The following is a 17,388-nucleotide window of genomic DNA, read 5'->3' on the forward strand; positions in this document are numbered from 1 at the left end:
TTGTTTAAAACATTATTGTTATTCTTCATAAGGTTTGTTCTGTTGTCCTCTCATAGATGGATTCTTACGGAATACATCCTGATTCAGAGGCCACAAAATTCTGCCGTAACCACCAATCTGATTAGCTTCTTTCTCAGCACCAATAACAAAACCTTCCGGAATTCTCTGATCACCCAAGTCTTCATTCTGCAAATATGGATCTAAATATTCTTTTACCATATCATTGCGTACCAAATCAAACCAACGTTTACCTTCTGCCCAAAGCTCAATGGTACGTTCATCGATAATCAACTTAATCAAATCTTTTTCGGTTGGGTAATCCTCTAAAACTGCAGTATTTTCCCAACCTGCACGTTCACGTATTTGATTGACGATATTAATCGCGCCTTGATAATCTTTATGCGTACCTAATACTAAAGCTTCAGCTTTTAGCAACAAGATATCTGCTAAGCGATAAATTGGCATATGGGTAGAACATGATCCGTTAGCAACATAGGAATATCCGGGCCTGCCATCATTAGCAGTTGCTCCGTATTCTGTGAATTTCGGGCATTTAATCTGGAAATTAGCGGCATTACCATAATCACCGTTCATTGCTTTTTCATACGATTCGTCTATCATCTCGTCAGGAGTAATGAAATAGCTGATAGCAAATGTATCCATAATCATAGTGACGCGGTTATCTTCTCTCTTACGGGATACCAATTCCTTATAATATGCTTTTGTCGGATGATATCGGATGGTGTTTGAACCTGACGCAAGTTCCTGAGCATATCCAAAGCCGTTGCTGTCTTCTTCATAGTTCCAGAAAAGATTGAATATCATTTCTTTAGAACTTGATGGATTCAAAAACATACTGGAATAGGTAGATGCCGGTTCAAGACTATATTTATAGTTTGTCAGTAAGTCATTAGCAGCTACGAGCGCTTTGTCATATTCCTTATACCACATCAATACATCTACACGCAATGCCATAATAGCTCCGCGGTTTAAATAGTACTTACTGGCACTAGACATATCTGTAGAAGCACCAATATGTTCTAATGCTTTCTCTATATCTTCCAGAATAAAAGCTTTCAATTCTTCTACAGAAGTCCTTCCATAATATCGTTCCTGCGAAGAGACATCTTCCATGGGTTCAGTGATTTTAGGTACGCCGCCCCATACACGTATAGCATAAAAATACATCAATGCACGCATTGCATAAGCCTGACCTAAATATGGAGCAGATACAGAACTGCCTATAGGGCTGGTGGGAATATGCTTAATAGCCGCATTCGCACGATAAATTGTTTTATAAAGATCACTCCAACTGGAAGAGCCCGACTGAGAATTCAAACCATTGTATAGTAAGTTACGGTCGTAAGCCGTACCACGTTCTGCATATACACCGGAACGAAGTTCGCCCCAATAGAACCAGTTTGTACGTAAGGTAGATTGCAGACCGTCATACATACCTGCATTCCAGGTTTTCAAATCCTGTTCCGAAGTCCAGAAAGTTTCGCCCGACAGCGAACTTTCGGGTTGTCTGTCTAAGAAGTTCTCACAAGAAGTGAGCAGCAGACTGACACCAGCGATCAGTAAATATTTTAATCTTTTCATAAGTTGTTACAAGTTAAAAGTTAACATTTAGTCCGAAACCAATTTCTCTTGCGGTAGGATATCGTCCGTTATCAATACCCGGACGCAGCACATTGCTATTGGAAATACTTGACGGATCAAATCCTTTGTATTTTGTCCAAGTCAGAAGGTTGTTTCCATATACATACAACTGAAGATCGGAGATATGGAACCGTTTGATAAGATTACGGTCAACCCTATAAGCTAAACGAGTATTTGTAAGGCGAATATAGTCGCCATCTTCCAGGAAGAAAGAAGAAAGTTCACGCGCATTGTTTACACCAGTTGTTGCTTTGGCACTACTATAAACTTCTGTTATTTGTCCCTGATATTTCCACAAACGATAACAGTCTCTTGCTAATGGAGTCATATTCGATGATGAATTTTGTAACAGGTCACGGCGTTGTTTATTATAAATCTTGTTGCCAAAACTTCCATAGAACGAGAAGGATAATGAAAAATTCTTGTAATTCAAATAGTTAGTCCATCCCATATACCATGTAGGCATACCATTACCCAAAATACGTCTGTCCGAATCACCAATTACACCATCATGATCCAAATCATCCCAGATTATATCACCACCTTTGCTCACCGAACCAGCGGTAGTCATTTGACCTACATCACCTGCATATTTCTGACCACCTTTTGTCTCATAGTGTGAGAAAATGGGTTTACCGTTAGAACCATAAATATAGTTATTATAGTTATTCGGATCTCTTTGATACACAGGAATCAAGCGGTCACCAAATGAACCGTCGCTATTCTTGATATATGCATTTGCTTCATCTGTGGCATAAATACCCAAGGCTTTTTGGCCGAACCATTGTCCCAAAGGCGAACCTTCTTCAATTAAGTATTTACCATCTTCCACAAAGCTCTTGCCTTCCGATAGCTTTAATACTTTATTCTTGTTTTTAGTATAGGTAAGAGTGGTCTGCCATGAAAAATCACGAAGTTGAACAGGAGTTGCATTTATTGTCAGCTCAATACCTTTATTCTCAATATTACCCATATTGACACGCATACTACTAACACCTAATTCTGAAGGGATAACTTCATCGGCCAACAAATCTTTAGTCTTCTTGATATAATATTCTGCCACTAAAGAAACTCGTCCGTCAAGTAATGTCACATCCAAACCAATATTAGTTTGTTCCGTCGATTCCCAACTCAAATCAAGGTTGGCCAGCTTATCCGTTTGAGTAACTCCGATGACGCCATTATAATATGAACCAATATTATATTGGTTAATTGATTCATAGTTACCTACACGTTCATTACCATTTGTACCCCAGCTAAGTCTGAATTTAGCATCAGTCAGTACAGGTTTTGCCCAGTCAAAGAAGAATTCATCAGAAGCACGCCATGCAACAGATGCAGACGGGAATAATCCCCAACGGTTACCAACAAAACGTGAAGAACCATCATAACGAAGATTTGACGTAAATATATATTTTCCTTTATAACTATAGTTTACACGTCCGAAAAAAGATGCCATAGCATGACTTTCATAAGTAGTCTTAGTTTTTGTCAGGTCTTTCACCTGCTGAGCGTTAGAAGTAAGGATCGATTCTGATACATAATCGCTACCTTCTAAGTGGAATGTTTCATCACGCCAATCCTCGACACTGGTACCGAACATAGCGCCTACTGAATGATCTTTGAAATCTCTGGCAAAGTTAATGTAAGTTTCCGCAGATAATTTGCGAGGGATTTTTGCATCATTAGAACCGGAACTGATACCTGAAGAAACTAAATCTCCACGGATCAACTGGTCATTACGGTTAACTTTCAATTCACCCTGTACATTGGCAGACCAGATCAAGCCTTTCATAAGCTGAAATTCCGCTCCCTGATACAAAGAAACTGAGTAGGAAACACTTTTATTAACACGTTCATAAGCATCAGCTATCGGATTGAACTGACCACCATTATTATATACATAAGATCCGTCAGGAAAGTAAAGTGCCATTTGTGGCGGACGACGTAATGCCTGATTGATTACACCACCGGTATTGATGTTATTCTTATCAGTATAAGCCACATTGAAACGGCTCATTAATTTGAAACGATCCGACACAGCGAAATCAACGTTAGTTCTGGAAGTTACACGATTCAAATAACTATTTAGTACAATACCTTGCTCGTTCAAATAGCCGATACTTGTATAATAACTCATTTTATTCTTTGCACCACTGATATTAATATCAACCTGGTTAGAATGAGCCATACGAGTAATCAAATCCTGATAGTCATTATCAGCCATGAAGTTGGGATGCAAAGAGTCATTACTGGTTTTCCATAAAGAAGTTCCTGCATTACCGGCTCTTTCTTTCAAATAACGTTCAAATGCATTTGCCTGATCAATCTTATGTCCTAGCTTCTTCATTGAGTGGTTATACTTCACTGAAATTCTGGCAGGAGCACCTTCTTTACCACGTTTAGTACTGATGATAATTACACCAGCAGCCGAACGGGAACCATAAATAGCGGCTGAAGCAGCATCTTTCAAAATTTCCATGCTTTCAATGTCGGCAGGATTGATAGTAGAAATATTATCTACTGCCACACCGTCTACAATGTATAACGGAGTAACACCTGATCCCATAGTAGAAGCACCACGAATCAGCATAGTACCTGTATCTCCAGGAGCACCTGAGTTATTGGAAATCTGCAGACCGGACACTTCCCCCTGTAATGCTTGAAAGATATCAGTCGGTTGACGTTCTTCAATCGTTTTGGCATTTACAGTGGAGATAGCACCTGTCAAATCTCTCTTCTTTACCGTACCATAACCTATGACTACAACTTCATCCAATGCCTGGGCGTCTTCCGTTAGTACTATATTCATTTTAGTACCCATTGCCACCTGCGTTGCGTCCTTATATCCAATATAGCTAAATTTCAATGTAGCACCTTTGTTACATTTAATAGAGAAGTTACCATCAATATCAGTAATTGTTCCATTACTACCTTTCATAACGGAAACCGTTACTCCAATTAGAGGTTCCCCATTTTGATCGACAACCGTACCAGTTGTTGTTATTTCCTGAGCATATAGATTAAAACTCATAGAAAATGCAAACAGAACGAGGAAAAACCGCCATAATAGCGATTTCGATTTGTGTTCTTTCTTTTTCATTAAACTACTTTTTTAAATTAGACTTAAATTAACAAGGGATTTCACCTGAAATTCTTTTTGAGTTGTTCATAATAGATTGTTTTTACATAATATCAATACATCATTTTTAAAGTTAAACATCATTGTTTTCCACACCGCAAACAAACAACAATTTCCTCAAACAAGATTTAAAGATTGTATCAAATGCTATCAATTATATCTCAAAGTGTTATAGACTGTAAACAAAACAAAGAATAACAATCTATAAACCAACACATTACCAACAATCACGATTTTACAACAGCAAATTACAAGCTAATTCCGGCTTACTTAGTCAGTATTAGCAAGTCCATATTCCTATGACGAGCCATCAGTTGTGCTATATAAAGTGAACGGGGGAAAACATTCTTCTCATTCTGTCCTTCCCAAACACCATCCGGACGATCGATGAAAACTCCCGGATATTTTTCACCCTTCATACCAAAGCTATAATTATATCCTGATGTCCAGGGGCTCTGTACAGCAGCACGCTTCACACGACAGTTCCAAAGTACCTGAGTTACTCCGGCCCAGCCATGTCCACTTCCCATTTTACCACGATCCTGCACATTGATTTCTCCATCGGTAATCACATTATCATAAAGGGTTCCAACTGCCCAGCGATGGTGAGGACCTATATCCGCATAAGTTTGCGAAGCCGTACAATTATAAAATACATTGGGACCACATACACGTGCACCCGTCACATAGTCATGACGCCCCTCTGTACTCTGACAGTTCATAAACAGATTTTGCTGTCCCCAATTATTAAAAGAATATCGCAGTCCACCGGTTATCAGAGATTTTGTTTCTAGACAACGGCAATCCATCACAGTTACATTCTTCGCATTGCGTTCACAACTTACCGCTGAATACCCGAAATAGCGACAAGTCAGATTACGCGCCCAGCAGTTTTCCACTTTATCGAACTGAACACCAATCCAACCATGCTCGTTATCCTCATAATGTTCAAATTCAGATTCCAAACACATATTAGTTACCCCGACTTCACTGATACGACCATCAAATGTATACTTAAAGACTTCACCACCGCCATATTTCTCTTCCATTTGCATTACTACCGGATTATCAATATAAATACGGTTACCTTCTACTTTTGTAATTTCACGTTCAAAAGAAAGATTATATTCCCGTGCTGTCCATTGGCGGGTTCCCTGGCGTTCAACGATTTGATCCATCTTAATATCATGTATCCAATTCTCTGTTCCCGGACGATAAACAATGATACGATCACCCACTTTAAAATTTGCAGCAGAAGAAACCTGAAAAGAGTGTGTTCCCACTGGTACAAAAGCATCCGTAATCTTCACCCTTGTTCCGGATACTTCCTCCATTCTACCATTACCAGATACTTCTATCAATGAAAAACGCTGCTTACCGATAGCCAATAGACGAGTTTCATTCACATTATCCCCTTCTCCGGTTAAAATTACTCCACTTGCATTTATATGAATCGTTCCATGAACATGATATACTCCCCGTTTCAGCAGAACCGTTCCACGGTGTCCGTCTTTATCCGGTTGCATACGAGATACTTCATCTATTGCATCCTGAATTCTCTGACGACTATCCCCTTTTTCCACAGGATATACAGTTTTTGTTACCGGATAATCAGGAATTGATTTATCACCATGATGATAACCAACCCGGCTAAAATCCGGTATTGTATTTCCCTGTTTATCGGGATAATAAGCTAACTCCCCTTTCGGAGTAATTTTCACATAGCTGGATTGCCAGCCCGGAGGTAATTTGGTTTGAGCGGACACACTTACACAAAGTGCTATCGCCAGTACACCTCCTACAAGTTTCTTTACACGTTCCATTCTATTCTCAATTATTAGTTTGTATATAAATTCAGTTCAATTTTTTCACCCGCTACAGTCAGTATTTGCAGATATTCTCCATAGAGAACGTCTGCTTTTCCGTTTTCCCGGATAACTTGCACAGGGCATCCTTTCCATGGATTCTCTATTTTACAGATACGTCCTTTCTCACTAACCAGAGTTACTCCCTGAATTAGTCCTTCTTTCAAAGTAGAAGTAACCAAAAACGCACCATAAGCTCTCAGATTCTCAAAAGATGCATCCTTCTTCTGATTCCAATTGGGGAAAACACGAATAACCCCCTCATAGCTTTGTAACAACATCTCATTAATAGTAAGAGGCACAGCGGCTAAAGTTTCGATGCCTCCCCCACCTTGCACAATCCAGGAATTGGGATATACATCCATCTCAATCCGCTTCTTCAAATAAGATAGAATCTTATCCGAGGGATACCCCACACGTACAGCTCCGGGATAACAAGTTTCAATTCCATTATTAGATGTATTTCCCCAATCATTCGGGTCACGTTGCTTTTCCGACCAATGTGCCACATCTTCCAATAAGATAGTATTGAAAGCCGCATCTGTCATGGGTCCCACAACACCTGCGGGGAGAATCAAGCCATGAATAGATACCCTGTTCAGCCCCGATGGGCGTACTTCTTTATCCTGAGGTCCCTTCTCCATATTCTTCAAACTTTGACGTCCGTCTTCTGTAATTCCCAATGGGTATTCACTCAGTTTATCCAAAATATCCTGCCAACGGGATTGACGTATCTTGTCAATGGAAAGGAAATCACTCATATCCATCACACCCTGAAACAGCATACGAACCAAACCCAACGAAAGAGTTGAATTAAAATCACCTAACCGATTACGCCAGACACCTCCATTGCGTTTATTAGGCATCACCTCGTTGAAATGATCCATACGAATGACATAACGTCCATTCTCTAGAGAGAGATAATCTTCCCAAAAATCCGCACAGGCCAGAAGATACGGATATACTTTACGGGCATACGCCTCATCATACGTACTGTAATATCGCATCAACATATTTCCAACACTAAACACCGCATTGATTTTCTGTCCCAGAAACTTATAACCACCATCAATTGTATTTTCACGAGTAGAATACTTTTCCTGCATTTCTTCAGGAGTTAACGGCCACATAGCTGTACATAAACCTTTAGGACCGATACCCACCGGATAATAGATACCTTTGCAATTCAGTAATTCCTGTGCATGCTTCCGTCCAGCCTCCATATAATCTAATAGAGGTTGATCAAAATTATCCGTCAGACTAATATGATTGGAAGAAAATGACGCCCAGTAAGGTGCCTGATAATTATAATTCAGATGATAATCACCTCCCCATGCCGCTTCGTCACGCGTAACAAATGGTCCCCATATACCAGGCGCAAACTTACCCTCACGGGAAGAACAAGCAAACAAATATTGCGACTGATAGTAATACTTTTCAAAATAACTATCACCTATATCAATATGAGACTGTTTCCAGAAATGATTCCACCAGGAACGGTGTTCTTTCCGTAATTGCTCAACACCCTTTTCCGTTACTTTCTCTGCTTCTGTAATTGCTTTGTTTTTCCAATCCGGTGTATCATGATTCGTATAAACAGATATAACCAATTGTACTTTCTTACCGGGAATCAAGAAGAATTCATCAGAACTTGAGTTTAGAGCCAATGCCACATGAGTAGGCCAACGCAGCAATTCCGTATTTTCAAATGAACGACTTACCCACATTACTTTATCTTTGCCTCCCGCAGTAGTCGAAGTATTACCTTCCGCAGCCCATAGACGCAAATGGGCAGTAACGGCTTTGTCCGATTGCAATTCAATGATAATCTTATTATCCGTTGCAGCAACCCATGCAGACAAATCCAACTGACAATGAGGAGTTGTGAATTTAGTTCTGATTTCAGCAGATCCGGGCAATTGTTCCGCATAGTAAGTAGATCCTTGCAGTTCTTTTATCTCTATATTCAGTCCACCCGGAAGCGCAATTCCTCCCGGATAAACAGGATAAGCCCTCCAAAAATCATTTTTACCAATATAAAAACAGAGTTTATCAGGAGTACCTCCCATTGTGATACCGATATCTCCATTACCGGCTAAAGGAGCATCCGGAGTTTTGGTAGTGGGAACATGCTGTGGGGATGAGGTAAAGACAGCTTTATAGTTATCAATGGCAAACTGAGCCTTCACCCCAATAGTGCTCAGCAATGCTACGCCCAAAATAAAAGCCTTGTGTGTATTCATAGTCTATAATCATTTATCTAAAAAACAAAAATAGACGTATCTTACCAACAAGGCTTGCAATATTATTTCAATCGTTTGGAGAAATGGTTCAAAATGCGTTTTTTAACAAATTAACCCACTATGAAAGTTGTTTTCCCCTTCTCTTTTCCTTCTGGAAGAGAAATACGTACCTTTTTATGATTCAACTCAAGTTCTGCAACGTTTCTCTGTTGAGTCGGATCGGCATAGCTTATTATGTACCGACCGGATTCATTTTTCCGTATCATATAGATTCCGGGAGTTTGAATATTCAATATCAAATCCGTACTTACAGTTAATTGTACCGGCTGATAAGCGGCCACCCAACAAGTAGTATTTACTTCACTATAGACAGCCTGAACAGTAGCATCATTACGGAGTATCCGTATATCCGATAAATTAAAAGCAGCCACATTTTCTTTGTCCATTTCGGGCAATATCAAATATTGATATGCGCCTTGCTTAGGTGCAACGCCATGCGTCAAATAGATGGCGGTCACCTCTCCATGTGTTTCTTCCGGGTGATACATTTGCATCACATCATACCATGATCCCGTACGTTTTGCTGTTTCAGCTACAACTTCATGAGTATTGCCCCATACAATATATCCTGTATGATCATGAAAATAGCGCTGTTCCTTTCCCTTAGCAGATTGCTTTGTATTCACAACATTCCATCGTGCATTTTCCCAAGAAAGCAGTTCCCCATTTTTATGACATTGCTCTATAGAAGTGGTAACAACAAGATTACTATCTGCTTGTATGCCAGCTCCCAAACAAAGAATAAAGTCATCCGTACAAACCCATGCCTTATGAGCCTTCACTCCGGAACGATCTAACTCCATAACAGTCATTCCTTGTTTTCCATCCGAAACAGCTCCTACAAAAGTTCCTTTATTACGAGGCTGATAACTTTTAATCAGAGGCATAGGCGCATTATCTTCGAAAGCTGTAACTCCCGGTAATTTCCGCCAGTCCCAAAGAGGAAAAATATCCAGATACTCCTTACCATCTTTATAAATATAAGTAGCTCCATCTGCCATATAATACCCTTTCATATTATCACCATTCATCATTTCCGTACCGATAATACGGTCAGAAGCCATTTTTATAGACGCCATCCAGGAAGGACGGCGATGAATTGTATAATCCGACTGCCAGAAATGCTTATGTCCTGTAAGCACATTCACTGCAGGTGCAGGATAATTATCACGAAGCAAAGCTGTTGCCACAGCCACGCACTCATCTGATTCACCTCCACCTAACTCCGAGGCTGCAAATGCAAGACTCAGTGCTTTATGTACGGGAGCATGATGAAACAGTTGACGTCCCAAAGCATTCACATCCATCATTCCTTTCCAGATAACCCAACGATATCCCTTATCAATCAGTGTACTCAGAATACTCAACTGTTTATCATCAAATGCTAACGACGTCCCTGAAAATAGTCCAGAGAAGAAACTCATTCCAGATACGAACGAAAGCCCATAATTACCAAACTGCTGCTGAGCGCCATGCTGGTGAAAGCACCAATCGTCTTTTATACCTTCTGCCCCACCCTTGACTATTTCAGATGCAATGGTATCACGCGCCATCTTTACCAACTCATAATCATTCTGCAATAATGCACGCATCATCACATTTCCGGCAAGCCATACCTTATTCTGTCCGGTCATTCCAAACTTAGCATTTTCCATTACAGTAATAGCGTTCTGTTTCTCCACAGGGGTCAACTGATCTTCAAACAAGATAAAAGCCGTACCTAGTGTTTTAGGAACACCTATTTGATTATACCACCAGTTCAAACATACCGGTTTAGCAGTAAACCAATAATTCAAAGCTTTATGAATAGCCGCTTCCACCTCCGAAGAATGATAGTAGGAAGTCTGATCAGAATTATAGAGTTTTACCAGCTCCAGAATACGTTCCGCATGAATTTTAGGCTCCCAACCGGAACGCTTTTTGTCATCGTAATTAATATCCGGCCATGTTCCGGCTTCCGTGAAAGAAGACAGATAAGTTTCTATTTTCTTTAAATCAAAAGGATATCGCTGATGTAACTCTACCACAACCTGATCCGAAATCTCTGTTTCCGGTTGAATAGACGAAAGGATGGACAATAAGCCAAACGGATCTTTACCGGAAGGAACCAACATTCGGGCATAATTTTGCTTGATACACACCAACTCATCCACACCACTTGCCTGTACAGTAACAGATACAAGTAATAGACTAATTATAATCAGTTTACGCAAAACTTTCATTCCTGTTTATTTTTTCAATTGTTCTGTTTCCATTATAACAGCCGCCCACAATATACCGGCAACAGCCTCTTTGGCATTCAATATTTTGGGAACAGTAACATATTCTACAAAATTCTTTTTAATCACAACTCCATCACATGCTCCTATCACATCCAGTAAGCCTCTGTTATTCACTTGTATAAAAGGAAAGAGACTTTGATATCCCCTATATGCAACCGGAGTATATTCCTTTGCTTTTAAGAGCCCTAACTCTACACCACGCTGAATAGAGTATACAAACATAGCAGTTCCGGATGGATCTACAAAATTTAAAGGATTATCTCCCTTATCCACAACCATAAACCAACCGCCTGTCTTCTTATCTTGCACTTCTTTCAGCCCTTTACACATTTTCAGATAAACATCAAGAACCTGCTGATAATCCGGATGTGTTTTGGGTAGTAAAGCCAATAGTTCAGGTACCACTAAAGTGTACCACCCCATGCCTTCACTCCATACCTCCGGTGACAGTCCGGTAGTTTTATCCGCCCACACAGCCTTTTCAGGCTCTGTAGTCCATGCATGAAGGATAAGTCCATCCGGACGTTGCAAATGACGGGCAGCAGCAATAATATTCCTGCATGCCACATCATAGCAATAATCGGCTTCCCCCACATATTGTGCACAACGTATAAGGAACATCTGCATCATAAAAACACCATCTATCCACATATTAGGACTTCGGTTTCCGTGCCAAAACTGTCCATCGGAGCTGGGATATTGATCCACAGCTTTCAATATTTGCAAGGCAGCTTTCTTGTATTTCTCATCACCCGTACGCCCGTATAATGTACAAAAGGCCGAACCAGTCATGAAATTATCGAGATTCGTCAATCCACCTCCTTTGTAATTACCCGTTTCATCGACGAAATGATCCATATATTTCTTTATATATTTCAGATACCTGCTATCGCCTGTCAATTGTCCCAAACGGTCTATAGCCTCAAACATATATCCCTGCACATATGTATAGTCTTTCCAGTAAGCCATCCGATAATCCGGATATCTCGCCATGACAGTTTCCGACAAAGGTATAGCCAAATATTCCGGAGTAACTCCGGGGGTATATCCCAGTTTAGCTTCCGGCACTCCCTGAGAAGTAGTTCGCCGATAGCGGGTAGTAGTCTCCTGAGTAACCAGCATAGTAACCTCACCTTCCACTACCGTACCGGCTGTATATTGAGTAACTACCCGGTTTTGAGCCATGGAAGAAAGACTCGTACCGGCTACACATACGATACAAACTCCTACTATTATTTTCCGTGTTATTATCATAACATCATTATTAATGATTAAATCCAAATCAACGGATTACGTACAGGCAGATTACGCACCACTTCATCGGTTACAGGGAAATGCTCTAACTTCTCCCATGCTGACTGCCAGTTTTTATTATGAATCTGTAACGCACCGAATATCAGGAAAGGATGTGCTACCGGCCATTCATCCCAATACATTACATCTTTCGTATAATTCCATCTTTCTTTATCAATGACATAAGGATAGATAAAATTAATACCTTTCTCCATATTCTTACCTCCCTCTGCCGTATAAATCCATAAATTATCATTCTTATCCGAAAGCGTCTGGCATATTGTTGCCATGGCATCCAGATTAAATAAAGAATAACCATAAGGTTTTGTACGCGCTGTCTCTAACGGAAAACTTCCGTCTTCTGCCATCTGCTTAGGTAAAAGTACTTCTTTATAACGCTGCTTACAAAAATCCATCATATCCTTATCACCGGCATAACGGGCAAATACAGCAGCCTGCATCACCCAACAGGTACCATGATTATTCTTAGCATTCATCTCGTCTATGCCATACTGATGTGTGAACATCCATTTCAAATAATCAGCAAACCACTGTTTAGTAGACTTTATATCATCCTTAGACAATACTCCAAGCTTTTCTAACTGCCATAACGATTGGGCTACTTCCATAAGATGCACCGTATCAATGATGCCAATACCACGTCCTGTAGCAATTCCCTTAATAGCTTGCGCATACTGCAAGTTAGGATTCATTTTCGTAGACTCATTCACAAACCAGGCACGCACATGCGCCAGTATCGCATCTACATATTCTTTATCCTGAGTCAATAAATAAGCAGAGGTCAGATTACCTACGATTGAACTAAAACGTATCATAGCATGACGATGCGCTACAAAATTATCCGGATTGGTCTCACCATCCCGACGCACATAAGGTCCGTCAGGGTTCAAAGTATCCGGCCACCAATAATCACCCTCCGAATAAAAATCATGTATATCCCCTGCACTTCGTTCCGCTATAAAGGCGGTAACCGTTACCGGCTCCTCCTTTATATTCATAGCGGCACGTTCCAGTATACCCTGCTTTAAAACGCACTTCACAAAATCTTTACCGTCTTTATCCGATGTACACGAAATAGCCAGAAAAGAACAGATCCCTAAAAATAACATACCTACCTTTTTCATAATCTTACTGCACCGTTATAAATGATGTTTGGACTTTATCAGCTTTTACAGCTACACAGGAAGTACCGCCTTGCGTACGAACCTGGATTTGTGCCCGCCCGTTACGTGCCTGTACCTTGCGGGAACCGATTGCCGTGCCCTGATTCTGTATCAGTTCTCCGTCACCGGCAATATCGAAAGAAACAAAAACTCTGGAATCAAGACACCTGATACCATTACTATCTACCAGCTGGGCTTCAACTTCAACAATTCCGTCTTCTTTAGAAGTAGAAGTTACCCGGAATGCATGTTCTTTCCCCCACTTCTCGGTCTGATATTCAAAGCTCAATTCATCAGCAAGAACTTCTTTTCCAGCAGCCACTGCACGCAATGTATTCTGCCCCTTAGCAAGCTTCACATTCCAGCGCAAACCCGCTGCGGGAAAATCCTGACTATTACGCTTGCGTATCCCCTGGCTTTGTCCGTTCACAAACAGTTCCACCGATGGACAGTTAGAGTAAACCAAAACCTCTTTTTCTTCATCGGCATCTCCCCATCTCACAGGCCAACCATGCCCATAGATATGCACCATAGGCTTTTCTGTCCAATAGGATTGGAATACGTAATAGCTTTCCTTTTTCGTAAAGTCACGTTCCACCACTCCTTTCTGATTCATATATGGTACCGGATTATCCGGACGCACCGGTGTGGAAAAGTCCTTAAACGGCCAATAAGCAGCACCGGTCAGCCAAGGCATATTCTCCTGTTCCTTCAAATGCCAATCTATCAACTTAACGATATAACTTTCCGACCAGTCTCCTTTCTTCAACACCAGAGCCGAACCGTTCAGAGCTGCATCGCCATCACTTTCACCTTCTTTTCGTATAGGAGCAGTAGCCTCCGCATGACGTCCGGCATGGCTATCACCACCCCACTCTACATGCAGAAAATGTTTCACCTTCTCCATTTCTTCTTTGGACATCTGCTGATAATCTGTATAAACCCCACGATACCAACCGGCCCAGATAGAAGGAGAATATACATCTACAATATCGCTACAGAATGCACAACGGCGAATTGCCGTCTTGCGTTCGGCATCAAGATGATGTGCCAGTGCATTCAACTCACTCATCAGGCTCCGTATCTCGCGTTGTTCAAATTCAGGAAAGTCATTCGGCCAGTCATTCTCATTACCCAATCCCCAGATTATCACTGAAGGGTGGTTATAGTGCTGGGTTATCATATTCGTCAACATACGTTTCGCTTGTCCGCGATAAGTTTCATTGCCCACACCACCACGGCACCAGGGAATTTCTTCCCAAACCAGAATACCCAGTTCATCACAAAGATTCAAAATGATTTCAGATTGCTGATAATGTCCCAGACGGATGAAATTCACCCCCATCTCTTTCATCATTTTCATTTCTTGTATCATCTGCTCCTCGGTCATGGCAGCAGCTACTCCTGCATGATCCTCGTGCCGGTGTGTTCCCCGCAACAAGAGGCGCTTTCCATTCAGCATGAAAGGCCCCTTATCTATAAACTCAAAAGAACGGAAACCGAAACGTTCACTCGCTGTCATTTTCTGTCCATTGGCAGTTACAGTAACCTCGCAAGTATATAATACCGGATGATCTACATCCCAAAGTTGTGGTTTATCAATCTGAATACCCAACATATCCAAATCTCCCAACGGAGTTATTTTATCCAGCGTACGGGTAGATACCACTTCACCTTTAGCATTCTTCACAGTAACTTCCACCAGTGCTTCACGCACATCCGCAGGATTATAGAATGTACCGGATACCTTTAACATCCCCTTTTTCAATTTAGCGTCCAATGCCGGTTCTATCCGGAGAGACGCCACGGAGACTTCCGGAAGATACACCAGATTCAGATAACGGTAAATGCCGCCATACAAATTGAAGTCCGATAAATCCGAAGGTATCATTTCAGCATCCCGGGTATTATCACAACGAATACTCAATGGAATTTCACCTCCAAAACGTTCAGCTTCTTTGCTTGCCAGAAAAGTTCGCACGGCATCTGTTATATCTACATTCCAACTATCATATCCACCGACATGACTCCCCACTTTGGTCATATAAACATATACCTCCGTCTTCTGTCCCGCTCCTTCGAATTCCAATACCACCCGTCCGTTAGGATATGGATTATCCAGCTTCAGGCGTGTTTTATACCACCCCGGCCCCTGATAGTAATTCAAATCCGGATCGACAGCATCCTCCGCATTAAAGCAATGGGGCAACGTAACTTTTGTCCATATAGGTTGCTCTTCCGGCTGGCCTTTCTTTACAGGGCGTACCAGTTCCCAGATATTGCCCACATCCTGACGGAGAAACTCCCAGTTATCCGTTAACCGGATCTTATTGCCCATCACAGGTACCTTCGCAAAGGTACCTGCAACAAAGCAACTCATCACTAACAATGCAATTATACGTCTCATACCTATTGATTCTCCACATTTACAGAATAGCCGTACCTTCTTTCTCTAATTTAGCTTTCTTAAGCAAAGCTTCCAGGAAGTAATAGTCTGCATAAACCAAAGGCACATCTCTCTCAAAGTTGTGCGCACCTGTGCTGTGCAAGAGTAAAAATCCACGATCACCATCCAATTGCGCACGATAGTTCTTGCTTAAACTCTCAACAATCGTATCCGCCCATTTCTTGTATAACGCTGCTTTCTCCAGATTGTACATGGACAATTCGTACATGGCACAAGCCATCACTGCGGCAGCAGAAGCATCTCTCGGTTCGTTCGGAATACCCGGAGCATCAAAGTCCCAATATGCAACCTTATCTTCCGGCATGGTAGGATTGGTAAAGATGTAATTGGCTATATTCTCAGCCTGCGACAAGAATTCCGGAAGTTTCGTTTCACGATAACACATGGTATAGCCATACAAACCCCATGCCTGACCTCTTGACCAGGCAGATTCGTGATTGTATCCCTGGTGCGTATGCTTATGAAGTACGTCGCCGGTGATTGTATCATAATCGATTACATGATAAGAGCTATAATTATCGCGGAAATGATTTTTCATTGTAGTGCGGGCATGTGTATTCGCAATGTTATAATACACGGAGTCGCCGGTTTCCTTAAATGCCCAATACAGCAATTCAAGGTTCATCATATTATCAATAATAACCGGACATTGCCACTTGTCCCGACTGTGATCCCAAGAACGGATACAACCAATTGTAGGCTTATAGCGGGTAATCAATGTGGCTGCAGATTCCAGCAGAATATCTTTGTAGTTCGCATCATTGGTCAGGCGATAACCATTACCAAAGCTACAGTACATTTTGAATCCCATGTCATGCGTTCCACCATTCGTTTTCTGGTCTTCTATATTAGCAGTAAACGCCTGTGCCTGCTTCTTCCAGAAATCATCTTGTGTATACTCATACATATACCACAATTCACCGGGAAAGAAACCACTGGTCCAGTCTCTTGATGCTACCAGGCGCAAGGCACCGTTATCTTCTATCGTGCGGGGAGAAACCGGCTTCCTTTTCAGTTGTTCCTCCGGCATGCTTGCTTTAGCAGAATCTATTTGCGTAAATGCATACTTCAACTGCTGTCCGGCAAAATCAAAACTGTCTTTTACGACATCCGTTTCTTTTGTCGCTTGGCTGCATGCTCCACATACGACCAATAACGATACTAATCCTGTTTTAAATTTCATAATAATT

Annotated in this window: 9 protein-coding genes; all 9 read right to left on the reverse strand. The window is 41.3% G+C overall.

Annotated features, from left to right (window positions below; genetic code table 11):
• Positions 1 to 18: 18 nt before the first annotated feature.
• On the reverse strand, positions 19 to 1,602 hold the full coding sequence (locus VYM24_RS23130) for a RagB/SusD family nutrient uptake outer membrane protein (protein ID WP_007214630.1): 1,584 nt from the start codon (positions 1,600 to 1,602) through the stop codon (positions 19 to 21).
• Between the two features lie 13 nt (positions 1,603 to 1,615).
• Positions 1,616 to 4,765 carry a SusC/RagA family TonB-linked outer membrane protein gene (locus VYM24_RS23135; protein WP_007214629.1) on the reverse strand — a complete coding sequence of 1,050 codons (3,150 nt, stop codon included), beginning with the start codon at positions 4,763 to 4,765 and terminating at the stop codon, positions 1,616 to 1,618.
• Positions 4,766 to 5,070: 305 nt separating this feature from the next.
• The gene (locus VYM24_RS23140) at positions 5,071 to 6,627 is read right to left on the reverse strand and encodes a hypothetical protein (RefSeq protein WP_330941016.1); all 1,557 of its coding nucleotides are present in this window, start codon (positions 6,625 to 6,627) and stop codon (positions 5,071 to 5,073) included.
• A 14-nt stretch (positions 6,628 to 6,641) separates the two neighbouring features.
• Entirely contained in the window at positions 6,642 to 8,912 is a 2,271-nt protein-coding gene (locus VYM24_RS23145; RefSeq protein WP_330941017.1) for a glycosyl hydrolase family 95 catalytic domain-containing protein, read from the reverse strand.
• A 110-nt stretch (positions 8,913 to 9,022) separates the two neighbouring features.
• Complete coding sequence (locus tag VYM24_RS23150; RefSeq protein ID WP_291549445.1) at positions 9,023 to 11,194, reverse strand: polysaccharide lyase 8 family protein; 2,172 nt, start codon at positions 11,192 to 11,194, stop codon at positions 9,023 to 9,025.
• 6 nt (positions 11,195 to 11,200) lie between these two features.
• The gene (locus VYM24_RS23155) at positions 11,201 to 12,508 is read right to left on the reverse strand and encodes a glycoside hydrolase family 88/105 protein (RefSeq protein WP_330941018.1); all 1,308 of its coding nucleotides are present in this window, start codon (positions 12,506 to 12,508) and stop codon (positions 11,201 to 11,203) included.
• 17 nt (positions 12,509 to 12,525) lie between these two features.
• Positions 12,526 to 13,692 carry an alginate lyase family protein gene (locus VYM24_RS23160; protein ID WP_291549443.1) on the reverse strand — a complete coding sequence of 389 codons (1,167 nt, stop codon included), beginning with the start codon at positions 13,690 to 13,692 and terminating at the stop codon, positions 12,526 to 12,528.
• A 4-nt stretch (positions 13,693 to 13,696) separates the two neighbouring features.
• Positions 13,697 to 16,138 (reverse strand): glycoside hydrolase family 2 protein, encoded by a 2,442-nt coding sequence (locus VYM24_RS23165; protein WP_330941019.1) that lies wholly within the window; start codon positions 16,136 to 16,138, stop codon positions 13,697 to 13,699.
• A gap of 19 nt (positions 16,139 to 16,157) precedes the next feature.
• A complete protein-coding gene (locus VYM24_RS23170; RefSeq protein WP_291549440.1) occupies positions 16,158 to 17,381 on the reverse strand; it encodes a glycoside hydrolase family protein in 1,224 nt (407 codons plus the stop codon).
• Positions 17,382 to 17,388: the final 7 nt, after the last annotated feature.

It is taken from the genome of Bacteroides sp. MSB163, assembly GCF_036416795.1.
Lineage (GTDB): Bacteria > Bacteroidota > Bacteroidia > Bacteroidales > Bacteroidaceae > Bacteroides > Bacteroides maternus.

Excerpts from the sequence above, each read along its gene's own strand:
- VYM24_RS23155 (WP_330941018.1), bottom strand. The coding sequence starts at position 12,508 with ATGATAATAACACGGAAAATAATAGTAGGAGTTTGTATCGTATGTGTA.
- VYM24_RS23150 (WP_291549445.1), bottom strand. The coding sequence starts at position 11,194 with ATGAAAGTTTTGCGTAAACTGATTATAATTAGTCTATTACTTGTATCT.
- VYM24_RS23130 (WP_007214630.1), bottom strand. The coding sequence starts at position 1,602 with ATGAAAAGATTAAAATATTTACTGATCGCTGGTGTCAGTCTGCTGCTC.
- VYM24_RS23170 (WP_291549440.1), bottom strand. The coding sequence starts at position 17,381 with ATGAAATTTAAAACAGGATTAGTATCGTTATTGGTCGTATGTGGAGCA.
- VYM24_RS23165 (WP_330941019.1), bottom strand. The coding sequence starts at position 16,138 with ATGAGACGTATAATTGCATTGTTAGTGATGAGTTGCTTTGTTGCAGGT.
- VYM24_RS23135 (WP_007214629.1), bottom strand. The coding sequence starts at position 4,765 with ATGAAAAAGAAAGAACACAAATCGAAATCGCTATTATGGCGGTTTTTC.
- VYM24_RS23145 (WP_330941017.1), bottom strand. The coding sequence starts at position 8,912 with ATGAATACACACAAGGCTTTTATTTTGGGCGTAGCATTGCTGAGCACT.
- VYM24_RS23140 (WP_330941016.1), bottom strand. The coding sequence starts at position 6,627 with ATGGAACGTGTAAAGAAACTTGTAGGAGGTGTACTGGCGATAGCACTT.
- VYM24_RS23160 (WP_291549443.1), bottom strand. The coding sequence starts at position 13,692 with ATGAAAAAGGTAGGTATGTTATTTTTAGGGATCTGTTCTTTTCTGGCT.